Genomic DNA, 24,151 nt, shown 5'->3' with positions numbered 1-24,151 from the left:
CGAGCCTTACTGCGTGACCGGCTCGACCTGCATCACCTTGTAGGTCAGCGGCCGACCGTCCTCGTCGGTGACGGTCACGTATTCGCCCAGGGCGAAGCGGTGCTCGCCCAGGCGATGCAGCGGTTCGTCGTCGGCGACATCCTCGTCGTCATAGTCGAAGAACCAGCGCGTCCCGCGCTTGTTCAGGCGACCATCTACCGCATCCTCGTCGGGCGCGAAGCGGCGCACGCTGCACGACCCCTTCACCTTGGCGTAAGCGCCCTCGTCGATATGGCCGTCCTCGGTCAGCGGCGCGGTCAGGGCGTAGCCGCGATGGTCGTCGCCGCCGGCGAACTCGGTGCCCGGATTGCGCGCAAGGCGCATGACGATGCGGGACAGAGACATTGAGAGTCTCCCTTCTTCTTTGAGTTTCAGGGCCTTAGTGCGACAGGAACAGCGAGGGACCGTCGCTGTTGAGCAGCGTGCGGGTCGTGCCGCCGAAGATGAATTCCTGCAGCCTGGGGTGACCGAACGCGCCGGCGACTAGCAGGTTCGCCCCAGTCTCCTTGGCCGCGCCCAGCAGCAGGCCGGCGGCGTCGCCGTTGCCGTCCAGGGTCTTCACGGTGGCGCGAACGCCGCGCGCGGCCAGGAACTCGACCAGGCGGTCCAGCTCGAAGGCCCGCGAAGAGGCGCCCGGCGCGCCGGCCACGATCACCGACCCGGCCTTCTGCAGCAGCGGCAGGGCCGTGCGCATGGCGCGGCTGGCTTCCTTGCCGCCGTCCCAGGCCACCAGGGCAGTGCCGTTGACCTGGAAGCCCGGACGCGCGACCAGGGTCGGACGCTGCTCGTCGGCGACCAGTTGCTGGAAGGACTCAGCCAAAGGCCCCTTCCCGCGCGCCGAGGCGTCGTCGAACACGATGACGTCCGACAGGCGGCCTTCCATGGCCAGGCCCGCCCAGACCGGCGAATCCAGGCTGATCACACGGGTGCGCGAATAGCCGGTCTCGGCCGCCAGCTTGCCGCAGGCCCTAGCGCCTTCCTGGGCGGCTTCCTTTAGGCTTTCCAGCGCGGTGACCTGCACCCCGCCCATGAACCCCTCACCCATCCAGGGCATCAGGTCGGCCATGTCGGCGGGCGCGTGCACGCAAGCCAGTTCGGCCTGGAAGGCCCCGGCCAGGGCCGCGGCGGAGGTCAGGACACCCTTGTCGTTCGGGGTTCCGGCCAGCGGAACCATAATTCTCGCCCAACTCATGATCGAACTCCCTTCAAGGGCATTTCCACAGATGACGGCGACGGCCACATTGATCTTTCTCAATCCATGGGCCAGTCAACCACCTTCACCGTAAGGAACGATCTCGTGGCCAAAGGGCTGCATAGGGGCGCACCGCCCCGCGCGTGGCAAAGAATGCTCTCCGGACGGCGGCTCGACTTGCTCGATCCGTCGCCGATGGACATCGAGATCGAGGACATCGCCCATGGCCTGGCCCGCGTCGCGCGCTGGAACGGCCAGACGGTCGGCGACCACGGTTTCTCGGTGGCCCAGCACAGCCTGGTGGTCGAGGAGATCGCCGCGCACATCAAGCCCGACCTGGAGCCGCGCTGGCGCCTGGCCGCCCTGCTGCACGACGCCAGCGAATATGTGATCGGCGACATGATCAGCCCGTTCAAGGCGGCGCTGGGGGTGAGCTACAAGGATTTCGAGGCTAGGCTGGAAGACGCCATCCACATCCGCTTCGGACTGCCGGTGAAGACTCCCGCCCCGATCAAGAAACTGATCAAGCAGGCCGACCGCGCCTGCGCCTTCTTCGAGGCCACGCAGCTGGCGGGCTTCGAGCACGCGGAATCGCTGTCGATCTTCGGCGCGCCGCCGGCCGGCTACGACCTGAAGATCACGCCACAGCCGCCGTTCGAGGCCCAGGCCCGCTACGTCCAGCGCTTCCACGTGCTGTCGAAGGCGGCGGGCTTCGAGTCGTCCCCAAGCGCGGCGTTCGAGACCGAATGACCAGTTCGGTCGTCATCGGCCTGTCGGCGGTGGTCGTCGCGATCCGCGACGGCGAGGCCGTCGTCCTGACCGTGCGACCGCACGATGCGATCACCGATGTCGCCTCTTCGTTGTCGGGCCTGCCGTTCGGCCCGTTCGATCCCGAGGCGCACCGTACCTTCGAGCTGGGCCTGCGCGCCTTCGTGACCGCCCAGACCCGGTTCCAGCCGGGCTATGTCGAGCAGCTCTACACTTTCGGCGACAAGGGCCGTGACGCCCCGCGCGCCGAGGTCGGGGCCGGCGCGGCGCGCGTGGTCTCGGTCGGCTATCTGGGCCTGACGCCCAAGGCGATCGACACCGACGCGCCCGACACCGCCTGGGCGCCGTGGACGCGGTTCTTCCCCTGGGAAGACTGGCGCGGCGGCCGCCCAGAATTGCTGGACGAGGCGATCGCGCCCGCGCTGAAACGCTGGGCTGGCGACGACGCCGCCAAGTGGTCGCGCGCGCGCCTGGCCTTCGCCCTGGACGGCGCCCCCTGGAACGAGGAACGGGTGCTGGAGCGCTACGAGCTGCTCTACGAGGCCGGCCTGGCGCCCGAGGCCGCCCGCGACCGGGCCCGCGCCGACGGCCACGACCCGGCCGAGCCCGCCGCCCTGTCGGCGGCGCTGGGCGAGCCGATGATCTCGGACCACCGGCGGATCCTGGCCACGGGCCTGTCGCGCCTGCGCGGCAAGATCAAGTACCGCCCGGTGGTGTTCGAGCTGACGCCCGAGGAGTTCACGCTCTCGACCCTGCAGCGCACGGTCGAGGCCATTGCCGGCGTCCCGCTGCACAAGCAGAACTTCCGTCGGGTGGTCGAGCGCGAGGAGCTGGTCGAGGGCCTGGGCCGCCTGGACGCCGAGACCGGCGGCCGGCCGGCCGAGCTGTTCCGCTTCCGCCGCGAGATGCTGGCCACCCGCCAGGCGACGGGCCTGTCGCTGCCGCTGCTGCGGGATTGATAGAGGGGCGAGGTTCGCCCTAAGCTCGCCTCAAGATGGCGAACCGGAAACTCATGATCGTCGCGGGCGCTGTGGCGGCCGTCGTACTGGGCGCGGTCGGCGTGGGCCTGACCGGCTACGTTCTGCGCGACGCCGACAGCGAGGAAACGGCGGACAACAAGGACGATCCGCTGCAGATCGCCGGCGCCAAGATCGCCCTGGAGAACCGCTTCCCCGACGCCCAGCTGAATTTCGGCAAGACCTTCGTCCACTGGGACGGCGAGGTCCCATCGGTCTGTGGCCGCGTCGACATCGTCGAGAAGGACGACTCGTTCGACGGCGAGGAGCGCTACGTCTTCTCGGAAGGCGGCCTGACGATCGAGGAGGTCGACGGCACCGACGCCCTCGAGCAGAAGTGGTCGGACGTCTGCGAATGACCGCAATACAACCGCAATAGACCCGCAACAAAGGCGGCGCAGCTTTTGGTCGTGCTCACCGCTGGAGACCGGTCGTGCGATCCAAACTGCTTGTCCTGGCGTGCCTCGGCGCCGCCGTTGCGACGGCCGCCGTCGCCCAGACCCGCCGCTATGAGGTGACGGTGAAGCCCGCCGCCAAAGCCTCGGGCTACCAGAAGGTGCGTATCGAGAAGGCCGCGATCGGCGCCACGCCGATCCGCGTCTGGGCCAACACCGCCATCGATCCGGACTGTTCGGAGCATCAGCCCGGCGCCACCCTGACCGTGCTGGAACAGCCGGCCCACGGCGTGGCGACCATCAAGGACGAGCCGTACTTCGCCGCCTTCCCGCCCGCTAATCCGCGCTCGGCCTGCAACACCCGCAAGGTGCCGGGCCATCAGGCCTACTACACCGCCGCCGCCGGCTATGCGGGCCACGACCGGCTGGTGCTGCAAGGCTCCTCGCCCGACGGCGTCGTGCGGCAGATCACGGTCGACCTGACGGTCCGCTAGTCGACGACCAGGGTCCGGGCGAAGAACGGCAGCATGGCGGTAGAGACGCGGCCCGTCTCGCCCCAGGTCCGATCGCCCCAGCCGCCGACATACTCCTCGGCCTCATGCGGCACGCCCAGTTCGGTCAGCATGCGCGACAGGGCCTGGGCGGAGATCACGTGGTCGGGATTGGGATCGTTACGCCCCCAGTCGAACTTCAGACCGCGCAGGGTCTTCAGGGCGTCGGCGTGGCGCAGCACCTGGTGATCCAGCGCGAAGCTGTCGATCAGGCGCGCCGTCACCTTGGCGTCGACCACCACCTTGCCGTCTACCTTGCGCGCCGGCAGATCGACATACAGCGGCGGCTTGTCGGGATTGGGCAGGTGCGCCTGATAGATGGCGGTGAAGAGCTGCGAGAAGCCGTCGACCTTGAGATCGTCCAGGGACTTGGCGTTCTGCAGCAGTTCGAGGTTTGGCCGTGACGACATCGGCTGCAGGCCAACACCCGCGCCAACAGGATGCAGGGCATAGACCGCGCCAAACACGTCGGCGTGCCGCATGCCCATGGCCATCGCGCCGTAACCGCCCATGCGGTCGCCGGCCAGGCCTCGGCTGTCGCGCCGCGCCAGGGTGCGGAACGTCTTGTCGGTCCATCCGACCAGCTCGACGGCCAGGAAGTCGTCCCAGCGGCCGGTGATGGGCGAGCTGGTGTAGATCGAGCTGCCCAGCGGCGTGCTGAAGTCGGCGGCGACCACGATCATCGGCGCGGCGGCTCTGTCCAGCAACCGCCCGAAGCCGTCGCGGTCGAAGGCGACCTTCTCGTCCTCGAACAGGTTATGCAGGTAGTAGACGACCGGGTAGCGCCGGCCTGAGGTCTCGTAACCCTTCGGCAGATAGACCCGCACGCGCCGCTGGCCGCTGACGCCGATCTTATTGCCGTCGAAGGCCTTGGAGGCGATCGTGAAGTCGCGGATCTCCGCCTGCGCCGGCGGGGACGCAAAGACGATCAGGGTCGCCAGCAGCAGACCCAGGAACCGAGGCATTGGAACGCTCCGTGCGAGCTTTCGGGGAGACGCCACTCAACCCAGGATCAGCGCGCCACAGCGAGGCTTTATTGCGGCGGCGCGCCCTCGCCTGCCTCGATCCGCGCTCGCCACTTGGCCTTCAGCGTGTGGGAGGTGTCGCGCGAACCGTCATGGCTCCAGCCGGGCGGACCGAAGATGTAGCCCAGAGCGTGACGCGGCGAGGCGGCCACGTCCTTGGCGATGCCGATCCACTCGTGGAAGACATTGTGCAGGATGTTGAAATTGCCCAGGTTCTTGACCGTGCCGTAGCGGCAGGGCTCCTCGTCGACCTCGGGGATGAAGGTGCCGAACATCTTGTCCCAGATGATCAGGATGCCGGCGTAGTTGGCGTCCAGATAACGGGCGTTGCGAGCGTGGTGCACCCGGTGATGCGAGGGCGTGTTGAACACCGCCTCGAACCAGCGCGGCATGCGTTTGATCGCCTCGGTGTGGATCCAGAACTGGTAGACAAGGCTGATCCCCTTCTGGATCGCCACCATGGCCGGCGGGAAGCCCAGGAAGGTCAGCGGCAGCCACAAAAGCCAGGTGCCGGCGACGCCGCCGGTCCAGGTCTGCCGCAGGGCGGTCGACAGGTTGTAGTGGGTCGAGGTGTGGTGGTTGACGTGACTGGCCCACCAGACACGGCGCTCGTGCGCCAGGCGGTGGAACCAGTAGTAGGTCAGGTCCTCCAGCAGGAACAGTACGACCCACGCCCAGATCGCGGTCATCGGGATCGTGAAGATCCGGTGGTTCCAGACCCAGACCGTCAAGGCGAAGATCACCCCGCCGAACAGCAGGCCGGCGACGGTGCTGCCGAACCCCATCGACAGCGACATCGCCGTATCGCGCGTCTCGTAGTTGGCCTTGGCCTTGCCAAAGCGCCCCAGCAGGATCTCCAGCACGATGGCCAGCACGAAGAACGGGATGGCCAGCTGGACGGGATCGAAGGCGGCTTTCAGCATCAGGCGAGCTCTTTCGGCGGCCAGGCGTCGTCATTGACGGCGAACACGGGACGGGCGTCGGACAGGCGCAGGGTCAGCCGGCCGTTGGTCGGCTTCAGGGCGGCGACCGCGCTCCACGGCAGGTCGCGGGCGACATAGCCGTCGCCGCGCCGGTACAGCACCAGCGCCAGAGCGCCCTCGCGGGCGATCAGAGCGGCGCCGTCGGCGGCGATCCAGACGGCGTCCGGTTTGTGATCGGGGAATTCCAGATCCAGCAGCGCCTTGGCCGACTCAGCGTCGAGCGGCGGGGTCGCCCTCGCCACCCCCAGCCACGCCGCGAACGCCACAAGCAAAGCGACGGCCGTGATCGAGCCGCCCAACTGAATCAACAGCGCCTTGTCCAAGACCGACGCATCCCCCCGTAACTTATTGCCGTTTAGATTGCCGGGCGCGGGGCTGTCGTCAAGGCGCGAAAACGGCGCGCCCCTCGCGAGGCGCGCCGCTGTCAGGTCTTAAGGGACCGCGTCAGAAGCGGCGGACGTAACCCACCGACATCGTGTTCGAGCTGAGATCGCTCTTGGTATATTCCGACTTGGTGTAGTCGGCGCGGATGCCGTTCTTGTCGTCCAGCTTGTACTCGGCGCCCACGCCGTAGTTCCAGCTGTCGCGGCTGCCGTCGAATTCCGTGGCGGCCGGATTCTTGGTCTCGAACTTGGTCGTGCCGTAGCCGACGCGACCGATCAGATCGAGATTGGGGGTCACCGGCAGGAAGCCGACGGCATAGGCGGCGGCCTGGTGTTCCATCTTCACATTGGCCGGACCGCCGGGCGTGTAGGTCTTGTCGCCGTCGACGCCGCCGGCCACCTCGGCCTCGACGCCAAAATTAGGCGTAAACTTGGCGCCTACGCGCCCTTGAATAGCGCCGGTGTCGGCGCCGCGCGTCCGAGTTTGACCATAGTTCACCGAACCATAGACCTCGGTCGAATTCTGGGCTTGTGCAACGAACGGGACCGCGAGAACCGAACCGGCGATCAGGGTAGTGGCGATGAGAGTCTTCATTCTTGTACTCCAATTCTACTCGTAGTCTTCAGCTCCCTCAGCCAGCCTAGGGCTAGGCGGATAACGCGGCGGGCATGGGGCGGTTCACGGTCCGGTTTGAGGCTGTTGCGTGTCGTTGCCGAAAAGTCACGGGGGATGACGGCGTCGGCTTCCGTGTTATCTACGGGTTCAAACAAGCGTCAGAACGCGGGCCCGCTCTCAGTGGACGAGGCTCGCGCGTATCATCGGGACCGCCGTCTTGCCGCAAGCCGTCATCGCCGCCACGGGGCTGTTCACCCCGCCCCACAGCATTTCCAACACCGAGCTGGTCGAGGCCTTCAACAGCTTTGTCGAGCGCTTCAACACCGCCAATGCCGAGGCCATCGCGGCTGGCGACGTGGTCGCCCTGGCTCCGTCCTCGCCCGAGTTCATCGAGAAGGCCTCGGGCATCAAGTCGCGCTTCGTCATGAACAAGGACGGCATCATCGATCCCGACCTGATGCGCCCGATCATCCCCGAGCGCAGCAACGACGAACTCTCGATCCTGGCCGAGATGGCCGTCGAGGCCGCCAAGCAGGCGATCGAACGCTGGGGCAAGCCCGTCTCCGAGATCGGCGCGGTGATCTGCGCCGCCTCGAACATGCAGCGCCCTTACCCGGCCATGGCGATCGAGATCCAGCAGGCCCTGGGCATCGAGGGCTTCGCCTTCGACATGAACGTCGCGTGCTCGTCGGCCACCTTCGGCATCAAGACCGCCGCCGACTTCGTGACGACCGGCAGCGCCAAGGCCGTGCTGATGGTCAATCCCGAGATCTGCTCGGGCCACCTGAACTTCAAGGATCGCGACAGCCACTTCATCTTCGGCGACGTGGCCACGGCCGTGATCGTCGAGGACGCTTCGCAGGCCGAAGGCGGCTGGGAGATCCTGGGCACGCGCCTGAAGACCCAGTTCTCCAACAACATCCGCAACAACTTCGGCTTCCTGAACCGCGCCGCCCCGGAAGGCGAAGGCGCGCGCGACAAGCTGTTCGTCCAGGAAGGTCGCAAGGTGTTCCGCGAGGTGGTGCCGATGGTCAGCGAGATGATCGTCGAGCACGCCGGCGATTTGGGCATCGACCCGACGGGCCTGAAGCGCCTGTGGCTCCATCAGGCCAACATCAACATGAACGAGATGATCGGCCGCAAGGTGCTGGGTCGCGATCCGGCGCCGGGTGAGAACGTCATCATCCTGGACGAGTACGCCAACACCAGCTCGGCCGGCTCGATCATCGCCTTCCACACCGCCAATGACGACTTCGCGGCCGGCGAGACGGGCCTGATCTGTAGCTTCGGGGCGGGTTACTCGGCCGGTACGGTGTTTGTGCGCAAGCGCTAGGCGCTCCGGGCCAGAACGAAAGCGAGCCCCGCGCCCGAAAGCGCGGGGCTTTTTCGCGCCTATCCCTTCGGATGCGCCGCCTTCCAGTCCAGGGCCCGGCGCACCCGCACACTCACCGCCGGGTGGTCGTAGAACAGCACCTCTTCGAGCTTGGACGGCGTGGCGGCGCGGTACTCGATGGTCTTGACCAGGGCCTTGGCCAGGCCGTCGGGCTCGTTGAAGTGGACCAGGCTGTAGCGGTCGGCGTCGCTCTCGACCTCTCGGACCAGGGTGTTGGTGATCGGCCCGCCCAGCAGGCCCAGCACCGCCATGATCACCGCCAGCACCGGCAGGCCGGCCGGGTCGGCGATGCCGGTCACGCCCTTGGCGTTGAGGACCGTGGCGAACCACGGGAACACCCGGTCAGCGATGAAGAAGGCGACGATCGCCAGCACGGCGAAAATGCCGGTGATCCACAGGCTGTGCTGGTGGGCGTAGTGACCCATCTCGTGGCCCACGACACCGCGCACCTCGGCGATGTCCGCGCCCTTCTTGAACATCACGTCGCTCATCGCCACCCGCGCCGAGCCGCCCAGGCCCGAGACGTTGGCGGTATAGGCGTTAGACTGCCTGGAGCCGTCATAGACGAAGATCTTGTCGTGCGGGATGCCGACCTGCTTGGCCATGGCCACCACCTCGTCGCGGACCGGTCCGGGCGGCGCGGGCGTGTACTTGTTGAACAGCGGCTCGATATAGATCGGCGCGATCAGCATGCCGAAGATGATGAAGCCCGCCGTCAGTCCGCCGGCCCACAGCCACCACAGGCGGCGCGCCTTGCGGATCAGCAGGTACAGCAGCGCCAGGAACAGCGCCGTGAAGACGATCGAGATCGCGGTCGCCATCAGGTTCTCGCCCAGCCACCCGCCGAACGCCTGGCTGGTCAGACCGTACTGCTTCTGCCGCCACCAATCGGCATAGACCGACCAGGGCAGCTCCAGCACCCAGCTGACGGCGACATAGACCGACGCCACGACCAGGCTGGCCAGGAACGGCCGCGCCTTCTTCTTCTCGACGCCCTGCTGCAGCCGGGTCAGCACGCCCGTGCGGATGATGATCCAGGCGACCAGCACTGAGACGACGAAGCCCCACAGCAGCAGCCAGTGGCCGCCCTGGGTGTAGTGCTGCGCCTTGACGTGCGCGTCAGGCGGCAGCTGCGCCAGATAGGCGGCCGTCGCGGCCGCCGGATCGAAAGATTGAGCCATGGGTCCCCTCCCCCGGAGATTGAGCTGATGAGCTAGCCCCAAGTCCGCGCTCGGCGCAGCTTAAATCGTGCTCATGCTCCGTAGGCGGCCGACAGGGCGACGTTCAGGGATGGCGAACCGCGCTCGCGCGTATAGAACTGCGCGGGATTGTTTCGTCTGAAGGTCGTCCGATGCGATTCCCTGCCCGCCGCGCCGTCGTCGCCGGTCTCGGCCTTGCCCTCCTGGCCGCCTGCGGCAAGAAGCCGGAAGCCGCCGGCAGCAGCTGGGACCGCATCAAGGCCTCCGGCGTGCTGCGCGTTGGCCTGGAAGGCACCTATCCGCCGTTCAACTTCCAGGACAAGGCTGGCCAGCTGGCCGGATTCGAGGTCGATTTCGCCAAGGCCCTGGCCGCCCAGCTGGGCCTGAAGGCCGAGTTCAGCCCCGCACCGTTCGCCGGCCTGCTGGGCGCATTGGAATCGGGCCGCGTCGACGTGGTGATCAACCAGATCACCATCACCCCCGACCGGCAGGCCAAGTACGACTTCTCCGAGCCCTACACGGTGTCGGGCATCCAGATCATCAAGCTCAAGGACAAGCCGGGCCTGGACAAGCCCGAGGACCTGGCCGGCAAGAAGGTCGGCGTGGGCTTGGGCACCAACTACGAGCAGTGGATCCGCGCCAACGTGCCGACCGCCGACGTGCGCACCTATGACGACGATCCCACCAAGTACCAGGACCTGCGGGCGGGCCGCACCGACGCGGTGCTGAACGATCGCCTGGTCGCCGCCGACTTCATCAAGACCTCGCCGGAATTCGTCGCCTCGGGCCCGCCGTTCGCGGCCCAGGGCGCGGGCGTGGCGATGAAGAAGGATCCGGGCCTGAAGGTCGTGATCGACCAGGCGATCAACGCCCTGCGCGCCGACGGCAAGCTGGCCGCCATCTCGCAGCAGTGGTTCGGCCAGGACGTGACGCACTAGGTTCCTCATGGAGACGGGTCTCGACCTTCTGCGCCAGTCGGCGCCGTTGCTGGCCAAGGGCGCCGGCTACACGGTGCTGCTCAGCGTCATCGGCATGGGCGTCGGCGTCGTGCTGGGCTTTGGCTTGGCCCTGATGCGGCTGTCGCGCTCGCCGCTGTTGCGCTGGCCGGCTGGCGTCTATGTCTCGGCCTTCCGGGGCACGCCGCTCCTGGTCCAGCTGTTCCTGATCTATTACGGCCTGCCGCAGTTCGGGCTGGAGATGCCGCCGCTGGTCGCCGCCGGCATCGGCTTCTCGCTGAACGTCGCCGCCTACGCTTCCGAAATCCTGCGCAGCGCCATCGCCGCCGTCGACAAGGGCCAGTGGGAGGCCGCCAGCGTGCTGGGCATGAGCCGCGGCCAGACCCTGCGCCGGGTGATCCTGCCCCAGGCGGCCCGCACCGCCGTGGCGCCGCTGTCCAACAGCTTCATCGGCCTGGTCAAGGACACCTCCCTGGCCGCCACGATCCAGGTGCCCGAGCTGTTCCGCCAGGCCCAACTGATCACCGCACGGACCTACGAGATCTTCACCATGTACCTGGCCGCGGCGGCCATCTACTGGATCATGTCCACGATCCTGGCAGCCGTGCAGGCGCGCCTCGAGCGCCGCGCCTCGGAGGGCCGCCGATGAGCGCGATCGAGGCTAAGGGCCTGAAGAAGAGCTACGGCGACACCCCCGTCCTGGCCGGCGTCGACCTGACCGTGAGCCCCGGCGAGGTTGTAGCCGTCATCGGGCCCAGCGGCTCGGGCAAGAGCACACTGTTGCGCTGCCTGGCGGGCCTGGAGCCCCTCAACGCCGGCGACCTGACCATCGCGGGCGTGACGCAAGGCGGCAAGGTTCCGCTGGCCAAGGCGCTGAACGGCCGAGTCGGCTTCGTCTTCCAGAACTTCAACCTCTTCCCGCACAAGACCGCGCTGGAGAACGTGATCGAAGGGCCGATCGTGGTCCGCAAGGCCGATCCCGCCCAGGCGCGCGCCAAGGGCCTGGCCCTGCTGGAAAAGGTCGGCCTGTCGGGCCGCGCCGACGCCTATCCCGCGGCGCTGTCGGGCGGCCAGCAGCAGCGCTGCGCGATCGCGCGCGCCCTGGCCATGGACCCGGAAGTCATCCTGTTCGACGAACCGACCTCGGCCCTCGACCCCGAGCTGGTCGGCGAGGTGCTGGCCGTGATCCGCGACTTGGCCGCCGAAAAACGCACCATGGTGATCGTCACTCACCAGATGGATTTCGCGCGAGATGTGGCCGACCGCACGATTTTCATGGACGGCGGCGTCATCGTGGAGCAAGGACCATCACGTCAGCTTCTCGCCGCTCCGCGCGAGGAACGGACCCGTCGGTTCCTAGCCAGGTCGGGTGTGCTCCAGCCATAATTTGGCCCACGGCGCGCTGCACGTCCTGCTAGCGCGTAAGGCGAATGCGTAGGCGGCCTCGCTGCTCACACGCGCTCTAAACATTTGAATCCAAAGCCCTACGCCGGGTGGCTTTTATGGCGAGGACAGCGTGAAGCCTTATATCGAACTCAAGGGCGCCTCGGGCGCGGTCTACCGCTATAAGCTGGCTGAGAATGGTGATCCCAACACCACGATCGCCGGCAACTATGTCTATGTGGATTCCAAGGGGACCGTGATCTATGCGGGCGAGGCCAACAACCTGATCGACTCCAAGGGTCGCTGGTCCGAGGCCTATTCGCGTCACGGCGCGACCTGGCTGTACACGCGTCTGAACGTCTCCGGCGCCTCGCGAGCCGACGAGTATTCCGACATCGTGATCGCCCTGCAGCCGATCATGAATAAAGCGGACTAAGGTCTGCTGTCCGGGCGCGGACGCGGCTAAGGTCCCGTCAAATGCGCCCGGAGATTCTCTTTCCTCTCTTCACCTCGGTGTCCACGCTCAAGGGCGTGGGCCCTCGTGTCGCGCCGCTGCTCGAAAAGCTGGCGGGATCGATCACGCGGGACGTGCTGTTCACCGCGCCGACGGGCCTGATCCGGCGGACGGTGACCACGGTCGACCAGGCCGTCGAGGATCAGGTCCAGACCTTCGTCGTCACGATCGACGCCCATTTCCCGTCGCAGCGCCCCAGTCAGCCCTGGAAGATACGGGCCTGGGACGGCACGGGCTTTCTCACGCTGATCTGGTTCAAGGGCCAGGGCCCGCATCTGGAGCGCCAGCACCCCAAGGGCGCCCGCCGCGCGGTCAGCGGCAAGGTCGAGCGGCCCAACGGCTACGCTTCCGAACTGCAGATGGCTCACCCCGACTATATCGTCGACGAGGAGCGGGCCGGCGAGATCCCGCAGATCGAGACCGTCTACCCCGCCACCCACGGCCTGCCCTCGCGCACCTTCCGCAAGTTCGCCCTCGAGGCCCTGGCGCGCACGCCCGAGCTTCCCGAATGGCAGGACCCCGCCTGGCGCGAGCGCGAGAAGCTGCCAGGCTGGCGCGAGGCCCTGGCCGCGATGCACGCCCCGGCCAGCGAGGCCGATATCTCGCCCCTGGCCCGGCCGCGCCGGCGCCTGGCCTATGACGAACTGCTGGCCCACCAGCTGGCCCTGGCCCAGCGCAAGGCCTCGCGACGCGCGACGCCAGGCCCGGTCATTCCCTCTGGCCCGCTGTCGGACGCCGCCGAGAAGGCCCTGCCCTTCAAGCTGACCGGCGCCCAGATCCGCAGCCTCTCGGAGATTCGCGGCGACCTCGCCTCCGGCGAGCGGATGAGCCGGCTGCTGCAAGGCGACGTCGGCTCGGGCAAGACCGTGGTGGCCATGCTGGCCATGGCCGACGCCGCCAGCGCCGGCTTCCAGTCGGCCCTGATGGCCCCGACCGAGATCCTGGCCCGCCAGCACTTCGAGACCATCGCCGCGCCGCTCCAGGCCCTGGGCCTGTCTCCGGTGCTGCTGACCGGCCGTGACAAGGGCGCCGGCCGTTCGGCCAAGCTGTTGGCCCTGGCGGACGGTCGCCACCAGGTCGCCGTCGGCACGCACGCCCTGTTCCAGGACGACGTGGTCTTCGACCGCCTGGCCCTGACCATCATCGACGAACAGCACCGTTTCGGCGTCAACGAGCGTCGTCGCCTGCAGGACAAGGGCGAAGGCGTCCACCTGCTGGCCATGTCCGCCACGCCGATCCCGCGCACCCTGGAACTCACCGTCTTCGGCGACCTCGACGTCTCGCGGATCGACGAGAAGCCGCCCGGCCGCACGCCCGTCGCCACCCGCGCCGCGCCCACCCCGCGCGTGCCCGAGATCGTCGATCGTCTGCGCAGCGCCATCGCCAGCGGGGCCCAGGCCTTCTGGATCTGCCCGCTGGTCTCGGAGTCCGACAAGGTCGACCTGCGCGCCGCCGAAGACCGTGCCGCTGACCTTGCCAAGCACCTACCCGGCGTCGGCCTGGTCCATGGCCAGATGCCGCCGGCCGAGAAGGACGCGGTCATGCAGCGCTTCGTCGACGGCGAAGTCAGCGTGCTGGTCGCCACCACGGTGGTCGAGGTCGGGGTCAATGTCCCCAACGCCAGCATCATGGTCATCGAGCACGCCGATCGCTTCGGCCTGGCCCAGCTGCACCAGTTGCGCGGCCGCGTCGGCCGGGGCACGCGGGAAAGCTCGTGTGTCCTGCTCTACGATCCGCCGCTCTCGGAAGTGGCCCAGCAGCGCCTCGACATCCTGCGCCGCAGCGACGACGGCTTCGAGATCGCCGAGAAGGACCTGGAACTACGCGGCGGCGGCGACCCGCTAGGCCTCAAGCAGAGCGGCTTCCCCGCTTACCGCCTGGCCGATCCGGTGGCGCACCGCGACCTGATCGCCGTGGCGGCCGACGACGCGCGGCTGATCCTGGCGAGAGATCCGGACCTCACGTCACCGCGCGGCCAGGCCCTGCGGACGATGCAGGAACTGTTCGACTGGAAGCCGGCTTCGCCGCTGAACGAAGCGGGTTAGTGCGCCGCAGCGCCCTTGCGGTGATGCCAGAGGTGCATCAGACCGGCCAGCACGCCGCCGACCACCAGGCCGACCACGGCCGACCCCAGGGCGAAGGCCAGCCAGCCGGTCACCGCGCCGATGCCCGGGACGCCGTGCGCCCAGTGCGAGAAGCCCTCGACCCAGTGCGGGATCGGCGTCAGGTGGAAGTGCTCCAGGCCGTGGACGATGATGCCGCCGCCGACCCACAGCATGGCCGCCGTGCCGATCACGGTCAGGGCCTCCATGGTCACCGGCATGGCCTTGACCAGGCCACGACCGAAGGCCTGCGCGCCTTTGTTGTCGCGACGCGACATGTGCAGGCCGATGTCGTCCATCTTCACGATCAGGGCCACGGCGCCATAGACCACGACGGTCAGCAGGACGCCGACGATGGCCAGGGCCGCCGCCTGCATGCCTAAGTTCAGGTGCGCGACCTCGGCCAGGGCGATGGCCATGATCTCGCCCGACAGGATCAGGTCGGTGCGGATGGCGCCGTTGACCTTTTCCTTCTCGAGCTCGGGACCGCTCAGCGCCAGCTCCTCGATCGCCTCGCCCTCGGCTTCGGCGGTGAAGGCCTCCAGGATCTTTTCGGTGGCCTCGAAGGCCAGATAGGCGCCGCCGACCATCAGGATCGGGGTCACGGCCCAGGGCGCGAAGGCCGACAACAGAAGCGCGCCCGGCAGCAGGAACAGCAGCTTGTTGCGCAAGCTGCCCATCGCGATCTTCCAGACGATCGGCAGCTCGCGGTCGGGCGTGAAGCCCATGGCGTAGCCCGGCGTCACCGCCGCGTCGTCGACCACCACGCCCACGGCCTTGGTCCCCGCCTTGCCGGCGGCGGCCCCGACGTCGTCCAGCGAGGCTGCGGCGATCTTGGTGATGGCCGCGACGTCATCGAGCAGCGCGGCAAGGCCGGAAGGCATGGGAGGTCCTAAGCAGAGTTGAGCCCCAGTGCGTAAGGCGCGCCGGGCTCGCCGTAAAGTCGCGAGGCCCTTGCCTGACGTAAGGTGAAAGCTGGAAGCTCGTTCCATGGACGTCGCCTCCGCCCTCGACCGCCTCGCTTCGCGCCTGTCGCCGACCGCGACCGGCGCCGTGAACGCCCGCCGGCTTTCGGGCGGCGCGAGCCTGGAGACCTGGGCCTTCGACCTCGACGATGGGACGCCGCTGATCCTGCGCCGACGGCCAGACGGCGCTGCCATGCGCGAAACCGCTCTTGCCCTGGCCTCCGAGGCCGCCTTGATCCGGGCGACGGATGCCGCCGGAGCCCCGACGCCCAGCGTGGTCCATGTCTGCGATCCCGACGACGGCTTGGGCGAGGCCTATGTCATGCGTCGGCTGCAGGGCGAGACCCTGGGCCGGCGGATCGTGCGCGACGAGGTCTTTGCGGGTGTGCGCCCAGGCCTCGCCCGACGCTGTGGCGAGGTGCTGGCGCGCATCCACGCCGTCCCGACCGAGGGCTTGCCAGAGCTGGCGACCTCCGACGCGCGGGGCGAGCTTGAGCGATACGAGGCCATCTATCGCCAGTTGGGCGCCCGGCGACCGATCCTGGAGGCCGCCTTCCGCTGGCTAGAGGCCATCGCCCCGCCGCCGCTCGAACGGCCGGTGCTGGTCCACGGCGACTTTCGGAACGGCAATCTGATGATCCATCCCGAAGACGGCCTGGTCGGGGTGCTGGACTGGGAGCTGGCCCATCTGGGCGACCCGGCAGAGGACCTGGGCTGGATCTGCGTCAATTCCTGGCGCTTCGGCGAATGGCGAAAGCCCGTCGGCGGCTTTGGCGACTATGCCGAGCTGCTGGACGGTTATGGCGGCGGCATCAGCCTGGACCGCGTCCGCTTCTGGCAGGCCCTGGGCTCGCTGAAGTGGGGCGTCATGTGCCTGATGATGTATTCCAGCTTCGCCACGGGTCAGGACCGCTCGATCGAACGCGCCATGATCGGCCGGCGGACCAGCGAGACCGAGATCGACCTGGTCAAGCTGATGGAGACAGCATGATCTCCCACCCGACCGCCGCCGAACTGAACGAGGCCATCGCCGCCTTCGAGGCCGAACCCTCCATTCCCGGCAACGCCCGCCAGGCCTTCCTGGCCCGCGTGACCGACAACGCCCGCGCCACCTTGGCCCGCGAGGCCGAGCACGGCGCGCGACTGGAGGCAGAGGCGGTCGAGCGGCTCACGAAACTGATGGGCGAGACTGGTGACTACGCGGCTCTGAACGCCAAGCTCTGCGAAGCCCTGAGAGACGGCGCGATCGATCCGCTGGATCCGGCCCTGCTGGCCCACCTGCGCACTACGGCGATCGGTCAGATCGCCATCGACCAGCCGACCTATGGCGGCCTAGCGGCCCTGCTCGACGGCTAGCGGCTTGCCGATCATCGCCGCCGCTCGCGCCAGCGCGTCGGCTTCGAGGTCGGCATAGAACAGGTTGTAGGCGTCGACCTTGCGACGGTCGGCCCACGAGCCGCTGTCGCGCAGCGAGCTGGATTTCGGCTTGCTGGTGCGCAGCACGCCGTTCTCGCAGCGGGCCGAGACCTGACGCTGCAGGAAGGCCGGCCGGGCGCCCCAGTCCAGCCCGGTGGCGTTGGTCGCGCCCAGGTTCAGCCGCGCCGGGGCCTTCTCCAGCGAAACACCGCCCAGCAGCGGATTGAAGCATAGCGGCGCACGGCCTTCGAGATTCACCAATTGGTCCGAACGGTCCCAGATCAGCGAGCGGCCGATCAGCTCCTGCACGCGCTGGAAGTCGCCCTCGGGGGCCGAGATCCAGGCGGCCACGCAGTCGGTCTCGCCCTTGCGCTCGCAGGCCGGCAACGGGGCGTCCGGCGCGTACTCATCGGCCGGCACGGCGGTCTCGATCAGATAGGCCGCGACCAGTCGACTGCGTAGTTCCGGCTTGGCGGCGATCTCTTCGCGCAGCAGGCGCGCGGCCAGTGAGCCGCCCTGCTCCACTCCGACGATGAGGAACGGTCGATCCTGGCCATAACGGACACGATAGGCGCGAAACGCCTGCAGGACGTCGCCATAGGCGAAGCGCCGCGCCTCGCGGGCGTCATCGCGCAGGGTCAGGTAGGTGTAGAGGCTGGCCTGGCGATAGCGCGGCGCGAAGACCCGGCCCACGCGATGGAACGGCCCGGCATAGTTGGGGAGCACCACCCGCGACAGGAACCGCTGGGCCTTGGGCTGGTCGATGCCGCCGTTCCAGTCGCGGCCGCCGTCGAAGGTGGTCGGGTGGACGAAGAAGACGTCGACGGATTGGTCGGCCGGCGCCGCGACTTCGCGTGGCAGCAGCGCCCAGGAGTCGCGCTTGCCGTAGTCCGGCGCTGGCGGCGGATGATAGGTCAGGAACGGGACCTTGGGGTCCAGGGCGTTGCTGAGGATGTCGTAGCGGAAGATGAAGGCGGCCGCGACGAACAGCGCGACGAACAGCGCCAGCCCCCCGAAGATCCAGCGCTTGAAGCCTTTGACCGTACCGCCCATGCCTCTGGGTTACACCAAGCGTCGAGCGGCTTTAAGCCTCTTTTCCGCTAGGCGCCTTCCTGGCCGATGATGGCCACCGAACAGACATTGCTGGCCGGCGCACCGCCCAGATTGTGGGTCATGCCGAAGACGGGATTGGCCAGCTGCCGCTCGCCCGCGCGGCCTTGCAGCTGCAGGTACATCTCGTACAGCATCCGCAGGCCCGAGGCGCCGATCGGATGGCCGAAGCACTTCAGGCCACCGTCGATCTGGCACGGCACCCCGCCGTCGGCGTCGTAGAAGCCGTCCAGCACGTCGCGCCAGCCCTGTCCCTCGGGCGAGATAAACAGGTCCTCCATCGTCACCAGCTCGGTGATCGAGAAGCAGTCATGCACCTCCATCATCGAGATCTGCTCGCGCGGTCGCTCGATGCCGGCCTCCTTGTAGGCCTTGCCGGCGGCGATGCGGGCGGTGTGGAAGTGGCTGCCGTCCCAGCCGTTGTACTGGCTCTCGTAACCGTTTGAGACCGACAGTTGCAGGGCCTTCACCGTGACCAGGTCGTGCTTGCCCAGACTGCGGGCGATCTCGGGCGTGGTGACGATCGCCGCCGCTGCGCCGTCCGAGACGCCGCAGCAGTCGAAAAGGCCCAAAGGCTCGGCGATCATCGGCGCAGCCAGGGCCTGTTCGGCGGTGATCGGCTTGCGCAGGTGGGCCTTGGGGTTCTTGGCGCCGTTGGCGTGGCTCTTGACCGAGACGTGGGCGATGGCGCGCTTTAGGTCGTCCTTGGAGACGCCGTGCTTGGCGCGATAGGCGCTGGCCAGCTGGGCGAAGTTGCCGGGGGCCGAGCCGTTCGGCATGACCTGCGGATTGAGCGTGCCGGGATTGGCGACCGGCAGGCCGCCGTAGCCGGTGTCCTTCAGCTTCTCGACCCCGACCGCCAGGGCGATGTCGGCCGCGCCCGCCGCCACGGCATACACCGCGCCCCGAAAGGCTTCCGAGCCCGAGGCGCAGAAGTTCTCGACCCGGGTGACGGCGATATTGGGCAGGCGCAGGGCGATCGACAGCGGCGTGCCGCCCTTGCCCGTGCCGATCTCGTCGATGTGCGTGGAGAACCAAGCCGCGTCCAGCTGGGTCTGATCGATGCCCGCGTCCTGCATCGCCTCCAGATAGGCCTCGACCATCAGGTCATCGGGGCCGGCGTCCCAGCGCTCGCCGAACTTGCTGCAGCCCATCCCGAGGATGGCGACCTTGTCCCGGATACCCTGAGGCATGACGGTCTCCCTTATTCGGCGGCTTGAGCGGTTTGGGTGGAGGCAGCGGCCCGGTCGGGCGTGGCCTTCCAGAAATAGCGAACGAAGCCGCGCTTCTCGTCGACCTCCTTGATGCGGAACACCATCCGCACCGGCAGGCCGGTCTCGACGTCACCCGGCGCGACGTCGGTGATGTCCATCATGATCCGCCCGCCGCCCTCGAAGACGATCATGCCGTAGTGGTTTGGCGGGGCCATCGAGAAGGTCAGGTAGTCGGCCGAGTAGCTGAGCACCGACGCGCGGCGCTCGGCGAAGCGATACGGCTCCTGGGTGTCGACGGCGGGGTTGTTCGGCGCGACCGATATGCGGGTGCGCGGGAACTGCACGACGCCGGTCTCGCGGCAACGGCCGCCGACCAGGCCCAGGATCATGTCCTCGTTGCGGTAGAGGGTGGTCAGGGCCGTCTTGTTGTCCTTCTCGGCCCGCATGCCCTTGTCCCACTCGACCAGGCCGTTGAAGGTCAGGAACTTCAGATAGTTGGTCTCTTCCTGGCGGTCGGCCAGGGATCCCGTGACGCCGCGCGCGGGACGTTGGCCGGCGCCGGTGGCGCGGAAGACCAGGGCCTCGGCGCCCTGGCCGAACTGGGCGACCAGGATGACTTCGCCAGCCTTGGCCTCCTCCAGCGCGTGGGCCAGCATGATCGGCCCGTGCGCGCAGCCGGCTTCCCCCATGACGGCGGCGAGGTTGTCGCGCACGGCCTCGGGCGTGATCCCGACCGACTTGGCCAGAGTCGCGGCCATGCCGGCGAAGGTCGACGGGAAGCAGAAATGGTCGACGTCAGAAGCGCTTAGACCGGCGACCTCGAGCGCCTTGCGGATCGCCGGCGGGACGAGCTTGACGATGCCCTCGTCGCGGATCCAGCGCTCCTCCCAGTAGTAGTCGAAGCCGCCGTCGTCGCCGCGGAAGTGATCGACGAAGTCGTCGGTGACGCTGCCGCGTCCCAACAGCTCGGCCGCGCCGGGATCGTCAGTGACCACGAACGCAGCCGCGCCATCGCCGAAGTCCAGCTCCTGGGCCGAGACCGCGCGGGCCTTGCGGTGCTCGCCGACGGCCACCAGCGAGGTTCCGCCGGCCGCCAGCGCCTGGCCCAGCGCCGTCAGGCCGCAGCGTTGCGAGCCAGTGACGTCGCTGGCGGCGATCGACTTCTCCAGCGTCAGGGCCGCCGAGACGATGCCCGCGTTCAGCCGGTCGGCGAACGGCGCGGTGGTCGAGGCGAAGTAGAGGCTGTCGATGCGAGCGCGGTCATCGCCCGGACCCAGGGCGTCGCGGGCCGCCTCGACCGCCATGGTCAGGGCGTCCTCGTCCCAATTGGCCATCGACCGTTCGCCCTTGCCCTTGGCCTTCAGGTTCGGCGCGACCCAGGCGTTGGCCTCGGTCACAGCCTTGCGGCTCAAGCGCAGACGCGGCGCATAGGCGCCCCAGGCGGCGATTCCGGCCATGACCAACTCCCTGACGCCGGGCTTTGCGCCCGATCTCAGAGGTCAGCCTACGCCGGCTGCCGTGAGCGGCAACCGTGCCCTGACGTCAGCGGAAAGGATCCTCGGTGTTGAGGTAGCCGGCCACGTAGTCCGCCACGCCGTCCTCCAGCGAGGTCATCGGCGCGTTGTAGCCGGCGGCCCGCAGGCGGCTCATGTCGGCCTGGGTGTAGTACTGGTACTTGCCGCGCAGCACCTCGGGCATGTCGATATAGGTGATGTCCGGCTCGCGGTTCACCGCCTCGAAGGTCGCCACGGCCAGGTCTCGGAACGAGCGCGCGTGGCCCGAGCCCAGGTTGAAGACGCCGTTCACGGCCGGGCTCTTGGAGAGCCAGGCGATCACGTCGACCACGTCACGCACATAGACGAAGTCACGCAGCTGGCCGCCGTCCTCGTAGTCGGGATGGTGCGACTTGAAGAGCTTCACGCCTTCGCCGGCGGCGACGCGCGGCCAGATCTGGGCCACGACCGACTTCATGCCGCCCTTGTGGTCCTCGTTGGGGCCATAGACGTTGAAGAACTTCAGGCCCGCCCACTGCACGGGCGCGCGGCCGCGATGGGCCTCGCGCACCGCATAGATGTCGAATAGGGCCTTGGACCAGCCATAGGCGTTCAGCGGGCGCAGGGCCTGGAGACTGTCCAGATCGTCCTTGCCTTCGAAGCCCAAGGTCCCGTCGCCATAGGTCGCCGCCGACGAGGCATAGATCAGGCGCTTGCCGTGCTGGACGCACCAGTCCCACAGATCGCGAGACAGCACGAAGTTGGACTGCACGATCTTGTCGGCGTCCTGCTCGGTGGTCGAGGACACCGCGCCCATGTGGACGATCAGCTCGACCTCGGCGCCGCGCTTGGCCAGCCAGTCGAACAGATGCTCGGGGGCGACGAAATCGGCGATCGGGTGCTTGGCGATGTTGCGCCACTTGCCGCTGGCCGCATCGCGCAGGCGGTCGCAGACCACGACGTCCAGGGCCGGATCCTCGCAGAGCCGGGCGACGACGTTGCTGCCGATGAAGCCCGCGCCGCCGGTGACGAGAACGATGCGTCGGCTCATGCCTTAGGCCGCCTTGGTCAGGGCGTCGTACTTCAGCAGGTTGCCGACCAGGGCCTCGAACTGGCTCATCGGCACCATGTTGGGGCCGTCCGACGGGGCATGGTCGGGGTCGGGGTGAGTCTCGATGAAGACGCAGGCCACGCCCACGGCCACGGCCGCGCGAGCCAGGACCGGCACGAACTCGCGCTGGCCGCCCGAGGACGTGCCCTGCCCGCCCGGTTGCTGGACGCTGTGGGTCGCGTCGAAGACGACCGGGCAGCCGATCTCCTTCATGATCGGCAAGGACCGCATGTCGCTGACCAGGGTGTTGTAGCCGAACGAGGCGCCGCGCTCGCAGGCCATAACGTTGGGATTGCCCGCGCCGGTCACCTTGGCGATGACGTTCTTCATGTCCCACGGGGCCAGGAACTGACCCTTCTTGATATTGATTGCCCGGCCCGTCGCGGCGGCCGCCAGCAACAGGTCGGTCTGGCGGCACAGGAAGGCCGGGATCTGGATGACGTCGACCGCCTCGGCCACGATCGGGCAGTGGCTGGTCTCGTGAACGTCGGTCAGGGTCGGCAGGCCGGTGACCTCGCGGATCTCCTGGAAGATCGGCAGGCTGTCATGCAGGCCGATGCCGCGCTGCGCATTGGCCGAGGTGCGGTTGGCCTTGTCGTACGAGGTCTTGTAGATCAGCCCGACGCCCAGGCGGTCGGCCATCTCCTTCAGCGCATGCGCCGTTTCCAGCGCGTGCTGGCGGCTTTCCATCTGGCAGGGGCCAGCGATGATCGACAGCTTCTCGCCGTTGCCGATGCGGACGGGCGCGCCGGTCGGAGTCTTGATCTCGACAACGGCATTCGGGGCGACGGCTTGCGGCTGATCCAAGGCGAGTATTCCGGCGTATTAGGACTTCGGGCGCCCAAGAGGTGACCCTTCGGGCAGGACGGTGCAAGTGCGGAAGAACAGTGACGACAGCAAGGCCATCATCGTCTGGTTCCGCAACGACCTGCGCATAGCTGACAATCCCGCCCTGCGCCATGCCGCCGACAGCGGCCGGCCGGTGATCTGTCTCTACATCCTTGATGAGACGCCAGGCATCCGTCCGATGGGCGCGGCCTCGCTGTGGTGGCTGGACAAGTCGCTGAAGAGCCTGGGCGAAAGCCTTGAGACGCTTGGCAATAAGATCATCCTGCGCAAAGGCGTCGCCGCGCAGGTGCTGGATGACATCATCGAACACACCGGCGCGACCTGCGTGCTGTGGAACCGGCTCTACGACAAGGCCAGCATCGACCGCGACACCCAGATCAAGGCCGACCTGAAGGACGCCGGCGTCGATTGTCAGAGTTTCAACGCCGGCCTGCTGAACGAGCCCTGGACGGTCCAGAACGGCTCCAAGCAGCCCTACAAGGTCTTCACCCCCTATTGGCGCGCCGCCCGCGAGCACCTGACCCACGTCGTCGTAGACCCCGCGCCGAAGTCGCTGAAATCACCGGAGCATTTCCCGCGTACCGAAAGCCTGTCCGGCTGGAACCTGCATCCGACCAAGCCTAACTGGTCCAAAGGTTTCGACCTCTGGACGCCCGGTGAGGCCGGCGCGCTGGAGCGGCTGGACGACTTCCTATCGGGGCCCGTCGACGGCTACGGCGAGAAGCGCGACATCCCCGGCGTCGAAGCCACGTCGGGCCTGTCGCCCCACCTGCATTTCGGTGAGATCGGCCCGCGCCAGGTCTGGCTGGCCGCCCGCAACGCCGCCGAGCATGGCGACGCGCCGGCCGGCGAGGTCGAAAAGTTCCTCTCCGAGGTCGGCTGGCGCGAGTTCAACCACTCGATCCTGTTCCATTGGCCGGAGCTCCTGACTCGCAACTTCAAACCCGAGTTCGACGGCTTTCCGTGGGCCAAGGACCACGCCGCCTTCGAAGCCTGGACCAAGGGCGAGACCGGCTACCCGATCGTCGACGCTGGCATGCGTGAACTGTGGGCCACCGGCTTCATGCACAACCGCGTGCGCATGATCGTGGCCTCGTTCCTGATCAAGCACCTGCTGGTCGACTGGCGCGAGGGCGAGGCCTGGTTCTGGGACACGTTGGTCGACGCCGACCTACCCAACAATGTCGGCAATTGGCAGTGGGTGGCCGGCAGTGGCGCCGACGCCTCGCCCTATTTCCGCATCTTCAATCCCATCGCCCAGGGCGAGAAGTTCGACCCGCGCGGCGTCTATGTGCGCCGCTGGGTGCCGGAACTGACGAACGTTCCCGATGAAGTTATCCACAAGCCGTGGGAGTGGGCCTTGCATCTGCCGGCCGACGCCAAACGTCTCTATGGCAAGCCGATCGTAGAGCACGGCGCGGCGCGCGAACGCGCGATGGAGGCCTATCGGAGCCTCTAGCTGTGCCGGGCCTTTACGA

Annotated in this window: 26 protein-coding genes; 13 read left to right on the top strand and 13 right to left on the bottom strand. The window is 67.9% G+C overall.

Features of this window, described 5'->3' with window-relative positions:
- Window positions 1-6: 6 nt before the first annotated feature.
- Both AC1RRR_RS03445 and AC1RRR_RS03440 read right to left on the bottom strand, forming a co-directional pair.
- Window positions 7-384 carry a hypothetical protein gene (locus tag AC1RRR_RS03445; protein WP_492810589.1) on the bottom strand — a complete coding sequence of 126 codons (378 nt, stop codon included), beginning with the start codon at window positions 382-384 and terminating at the stop codon, window positions 7-9.
- 34 nt (window positions 385-418) lie between these two features.
- The gene (locus tag AC1RRR_RS03440) at window positions 419-1,231 is read right to left on the bottom strand and encodes a universal stress protein (RefSeq protein ID WP_492810587.1); all 813 of its coding nucleotides are present in this window, start codon (window positions 1,229-1,231) and stop codon (window positions 419-421) included.
- Between the two features lie 105 nt (window positions 1,232-1,336).
- Here AC1RRR_RS03440 and AC1RRR_RS03435 point away from each other — a divergent pair, with 105 nt between their 5' ends.
- The 4 genes from AC1RRR_RS03435 (at window position 1,337) to AC1RRR_RS03420 (ending at window position 3,904) form a co-directional block, all read left to right on the top strand.
- Window positions 1,337-1,981, top strand: a complete 645-nt coding sequence (locus tag AC1RRR_RS03435; protein WP_454716031.1) for a YfbR-like 5'-deoxynucleotidase — start codon at window positions 1,337-1,339, stop codon at window positions 1,979-1,981.
- On the top strand, window positions 1,978-2,958 hold the full coding sequence (locus AC1RRR_RS03430; RefSeq protein WP_492810585.1) for an NUDIX hydrolase: 981 nt from the start codon (window positions 1,978-1,980) through the stop codon (window positions 2,956-2,958). Before AC1RRR_RS03435 ends, AC1RRR_RS03430 begins: the two co-directional genes overlap by 4 nt.
- A gap of 53 nt (window positions 2,959-3,011) precedes the next feature.
- Entirely contained in the window at window positions 3,012-3,374 is a 363-nt protein-coding gene (locus AC1RRR_RS03425; RefSeq protein WP_492810583.1) for a hypothetical protein, read from the top strand.
- 74 nt (window positions 3,375-3,448) lie between these two features.
- Entirely contained in the window at window positions 3,449-3,904 is a 456-nt protein-coding gene (locus AC1RRR_RS03420) for a hypothetical protein (protein WP_492810581.1), read from the top strand.
- Here the strand turns inward: AC1RRR_RS03420 and AC1RRR_RS03415 are convergent.
- The 4 genes from AC1RRR_RS03415 to AC1RRR_RS03400 form a co-directional block, all read right to left on the bottom strand.
- Window positions 3,901-4,926: an alpha/beta hydrolase gene (locus AC1RRR_RS03415; RefSeq protein WP_492810580.1), complete on the bottom strand. Its 1,026-nt coding sequence runs from the start codon at window positions 4,924-4,926 to the stop codon at window positions 3,901-3,903. The genes AC1RRR_RS03420 and AC1RRR_RS03415 overlap by 4 nt on opposite strands.
- Window positions 4,927-4,994: 68 nt before the next feature.
- On the bottom strand, window positions 4,995-5,909 hold the full coding sequence (locus AC1RRR_RS03410; RefSeq protein WP_492810579.1) for a sterol desaturase family protein: 915 nt from the start codon (window positions 5,907-5,909) through the stop codon (window positions 4,995-4,997).
- Window positions 5,909-6,292 carry a hypothetical protein gene (locus AC1RRR_RS03405; protein WP_492810577.1) on the bottom strand — a complete coding sequence of 128 codons (384 nt, stop codon included), beginning with the start codon at window positions 6,290-6,292 and terminating at the stop codon, window positions 5,909-5,911. Before AC1RRR_RS03405 ends, AC1RRR_RS03410 begins: the two co-directional genes overlap by 1 nt.
- A 121-nt stretch (window positions 6,293-6,413) precedes the next feature.
- Window positions 6,414-6,947: a porin family protein gene (locus tag AC1RRR_RS03400; RefSeq protein WP_492810576.1), complete on the bottom strand. Its 534-nt coding sequence runs from the start codon at window positions 6,945-6,947 to the stop codon at window positions 6,414-6,416.
- Between the two features lie 238 nt (window positions 6,948-7,185).
- Here AC1RRR_RS03400 and AC1RRR_RS03395 point away from each other — a divergent pair, with 238 nt between their 5' ends.
- Window positions 7,186-8,301, top strand: a complete 1,116-nt coding sequence (locus tag AC1RRR_RS03395; protein ID WP_492810574.1) for a beta-ketoacyl-ACP synthase III — start codon at window positions 7,186-7,188, stop codon at window positions 8,299-8,301.
- Between the two features lie 59 nt (window positions 8,302-8,360).
- On the opposite strand, the gene AC1RRR_RS03390 is transcribed toward AC1RRR_RS03395, so the two are convergent.
- Window positions 8,361-9,542: a M48 family metalloprotease gene (locus tag AC1RRR_RS03390; protein WP_492810572.1), complete on the bottom strand. Its 1,182-nt coding sequence runs from the start codon at window positions 9,540-9,542 to the stop codon at window positions 8,361-8,363.
- Between the two features lie 170 nt (window positions 9,543-9,712).
- On the opposite strand from AC1RRR_RS03390, the gene tcyJ reads away from it, so the two are divergent.
- From tcyJ to recG, 5 genes are all read left to right on the top strand, one after another.
- The gene (gene tcyJ / locus AC1RRR_RS03385; RefSeq protein ID WP_492810570.1) at window positions 9,713-10,498 is read left to right on the top strand and encodes a cystine ABC transporter substrate-binding protein; all 786 of its coding nucleotides are present in this window, start codon (window positions 9,713-9,715) and stop codon (window positions 10,496-10,498) included.
- A gap of 7 nt (window positions 10,499-10,505) precedes the next feature.
- Complete coding sequence (tcyL, locus tag AC1RRR_RS03380) at window positions 10,506-11,165, top strand: cystine ABC transporter permease (RefSeq protein ID WP_492810568.1); 660 nt, start codon at window positions 10,506-10,508, stop codon at window positions 11,163-11,165.
- Window positions 11,162-11,902, top strand: coding sequence for an amino acid ABC transporter ATP-binding protein (locus AC1RRR_RS03375; RefSeq protein ID WP_492810566.1), 741 nt, complete (start codon window positions 11,162-11,164; stop codon window positions 11,900-11,902). The genes tcyL and AC1RRR_RS03375 overlap by 4 nt, the downstream gene beginning before the upstream one ends.
- Window positions 11,903-12,032: 130 nt before the next feature.
- On the top strand, window positions 12,033-12,335 hold the full coding sequence (locus AC1RRR_RS03370) for a hypothetical protein (protein ID WP_291874127.1): 303 nt from the start codon (window positions 12,033-12,035) through the stop codon (window positions 12,333-12,335).
- 41 nt (window positions 12,336-12,376) lie between these two features.
- A complete protein-coding gene (gene recG / locus AC1RRR_RS03365; protein ID WP_492810564.1) occupies window positions 12,377-14,458 on the top strand; it encodes an ATP-dependent DNA helicase RecG in 2,082 nt (693 codons plus the stop codon).
- Here recG and AC1RRR_RS03360 read toward each other — a convergent pair.
- Window positions 14,455-15,399, bottom strand: coding sequence for a DUF808 domain-containing protein (locus tag AC1RRR_RS03360; protein ID WP_492810562.1), 945 nt, complete (start codon window positions 15,397-15,399; stop codon window positions 14,455-14,457). The genes recG and AC1RRR_RS03360 overlap by 4 nt on opposite strands.
- A gap of 106 nt (window positions 15,400-15,505) precedes the next feature.
- Between AC1RRR_RS03360 and AC1RRR_RS03355 the strand changes: the two genes are divergently transcribed.
- On the top strand, window positions 15,506-16,471 hold the full coding sequence (locus AC1RRR_RS03355; RefSeq protein WP_492810560.1) for a phosphotransferase family protein: 966 nt from the start codon (window positions 15,506-15,508) through the stop codon (window positions 16,469-16,471).
- Window positions 16,468-16,836 carry a DUF6285 domain-containing protein gene (locus AC1RRR_RS03350; RefSeq protein WP_492810559.1) on the top strand — a complete coding sequence of 123 codons (369 nt, stop codon included), beginning with the start codon at window positions 16,468-16,470 and terminating at the stop codon, window positions 16,834-16,836. Before AC1RRR_RS03355 ends, AC1RRR_RS03350 begins: the two co-directional genes overlap by 4 nt.
- On the opposite strand, the gene AC1RRR_RS03345 is transcribed toward AC1RRR_RS03350, so the two are convergent.
- The 5 genes from AC1RRR_RS03345 to kdsA form a co-directional block, all read right to left on the bottom strand.
- Window positions 16,813-17,949, bottom strand: a complete 1,137-nt coding sequence (locus AC1RRR_RS03345) for a DUF3089 domain-containing protein (protein WP_492810557.1) — start codon at window positions 17,947-17,949, stop codon at window positions 16,813-16,815. The genes AC1RRR_RS03350 and AC1RRR_RS03345 overlap by 24 nt on opposite strands.
- A 47-nt stretch (window positions 17,950-17,996) precedes the next feature.
- On the bottom strand, window positions 17,997-19,199 hold the full coding sequence (locus tag AC1RRR_RS03340; protein WP_492810555.1) for an acetyl-CoA acetyltransferase: 1,203 nt from the start codon (window positions 19,197-19,199) through the stop codon (window positions 17,997-17,999).
- A gap of 11 nt (window positions 19,200-19,210) precedes the next feature.
- Entirely contained in the window at window positions 19,211-20,677 is a 1,467-nt protein-coding gene (locus AC1RRR_RS03335) for an OB-fold domain-containing protein (RefSeq protein WP_492810553.1), read from the bottom strand.
- 85 nt (window positions 20,678-20,762) lie between these two features.
- Window positions 20,763-21,764: an ADP-glyceromanno-heptose 6-epimerase gene (gene rfaD / locus AC1RRR_RS03330; RefSeq protein WP_492810551.1), complete on the bottom strand. Its 1,002-nt coding sequence runs from the start codon at window positions 21,762-21,764 to the stop codon at window positions 20,763-20,765.
- Between the two features lie 3 nt (window positions 21,765-21,767).
- Window positions 21,768-22,631: a 3-deoxy-8-phosphooctulonate synthase gene (gene kdsA, locus AC1RRR_RS03325; RefSeq protein WP_492810549.1), complete on the bottom strand. Its 864-nt coding sequence runs from the start codon at window positions 22,629-22,631 to the stop codon at window positions 21,768-21,770.
- 61 nt (window positions 22,632-22,692) lie between these two features.
- Here kdsA and AC1RRR_RS03320 point away from each other — a divergent pair, with 61 nt between their 5' ends.
- Window positions 22,693-24,132, top strand: a complete 1,440-nt coding sequence (locus tag AC1RRR_RS03320; RefSeq protein ID WP_492810548.1) for a cryptochrome/photolyase family protein — start codon at window positions 22,693-22,695, stop codon at window positions 24,130-24,132.
- Window positions 24,133-24,151: the final 19 nt, after the last annotated feature.

The sequence above is a fragment of the Caulobacter sp. GW821-FHT12D05 genome, from assembly GCF_058807295.1.
Note: the sequence above shows the minus strand (reverse complement) of the source record. Positions and strands in the feature narration are given on the sequence as shown.

Coding starts and splice junctions, on each gene's coding strand:
- AC1RRR_RS03335 (WP_492810553.1), bottom strand. CDS start 20,677: ATGGCCGGAATCGCCGCCTGGGGCGCCTATGCGCCGCGTCTGCGCTTG.
- AC1RRR_RS03350 (WP_492810559.1), top strand. CDS start 16,468: ATGATCTCCCACCCGACCGCCGCCGAACTGAACGAGGCCATCGCCGCC.
- AC1RRR_RS03375 (WP_492810566.1), top strand. CDS start 11,162: ATGAGCGCGATCGAGGCTAAGGGCCTGAAGAAGAGCTACGGCGACACC.
- AC1RRR_RS03390 (WP_492810572.1), bottom strand. CDS start 9,542: ATGGCTCAATCTTTCGATCCGGCGGCCGCGACGGCCGCCTATCTGGCG.
- AC1RRR_RS03440 (WP_492810587.1), bottom strand. CDS start 1,231: ATGAGTTGGGCGAGAATTATGGTTCCGCTGGCCGGAACCCCGAACGAC.
- rfaD (WP_492810551.1), bottom strand. CDS start 21,764: ATGAGCCGACGCATCGTTCTCGTCACCGGCGGCGCGGGCTTCATCGGC.
- AC1RRR_RS03360 (WP_492810562.1), bottom strand. CDS start 15,399: ATGCCTTCCGGCCTTGCCGCGCTGCTCGATGACGTCGCGGCCATCACC.
- AC1RRR_RS03415 (WP_492810580.1), bottom strand. CDS start 4,926: ATGCCTCGGTTCCTGGGTCTGCTGCTGGCGACCCTGATCGTCTTTGCG.
- AC1RRR_RS03340 (WP_492810555.1), bottom strand. CDS start 19,199: ATGCCTCAGGGTATCCGGGACAAGGTCGCCATCCTCGGGATGGGCTGC.
- AC1RRR_RS03355 (WP_492810560.1), top strand. CDS start 15,506: ATGGACGTCGCCTCCGCCCTCGACCGCCTCGCTTCGCGCCTGTCGCCG.
- AC1RRR_RS03445 (WP_492810589.1), bottom strand. CDS start 384: ATGTCTCTGTCCCGCATCGTCATGCGCCTTGCGCGCAATCCGGGCACC.
- recG (WP_492810564.1), top strand. CDS start 12,377: ATGCGCCCGGAGATTCTCTTTCCTCTCTTCACCTCGGTGTCCACGCTC.
- tcyL (WP_492810568.1), top strand. CDS start 10,506: ATGGAGACGGGTCTCGACCTTCTGCGCCAGTCGGCGCCGTTGCTGGCC.
- AC1RRR_RS03430 (WP_492810585.1), top strand. CDS start 1,978: ATGACCAGTTCGGTCGTCATCGGCCTGTCGGCGGTGGTCGTCGCGATC.
- AC1RRR_RS03400 (WP_492810576.1), bottom strand. CDS start 6,947: ATGAAGACTCTCATCGCCACTACCCTGATCGCCGGTTCGGTTCTCGCG.
- tcyJ (WP_492810570.1), top strand. CDS start 9,713: ATGCGATTCCCTGCCCGCCGCGCCGTCGTCGCCGGTCTCGGCCTTGCC.
- AC1RRR_RS03410 (WP_492810579.1), bottom strand. CDS start 5,909: ATGCTGAAAGCCGCCTTCGATCCCGTCCAGCTGGCCATCCCGTTCTTC.
- AC1RRR_RS03425 (WP_492810583.1), top strand. CDS start 3,012: ATGATCGTCGCGGGCGCTGTGGCGGCCGTCGTACTGGGCGCGGTCGGC.
- AC1RRR_RS03345 (WP_492810557.1), bottom strand. CDS start 17,949: ATGGGCGGTACGGTCAAAGGCTTCAAGCGCTGGATCTTCGGGGGGCTG.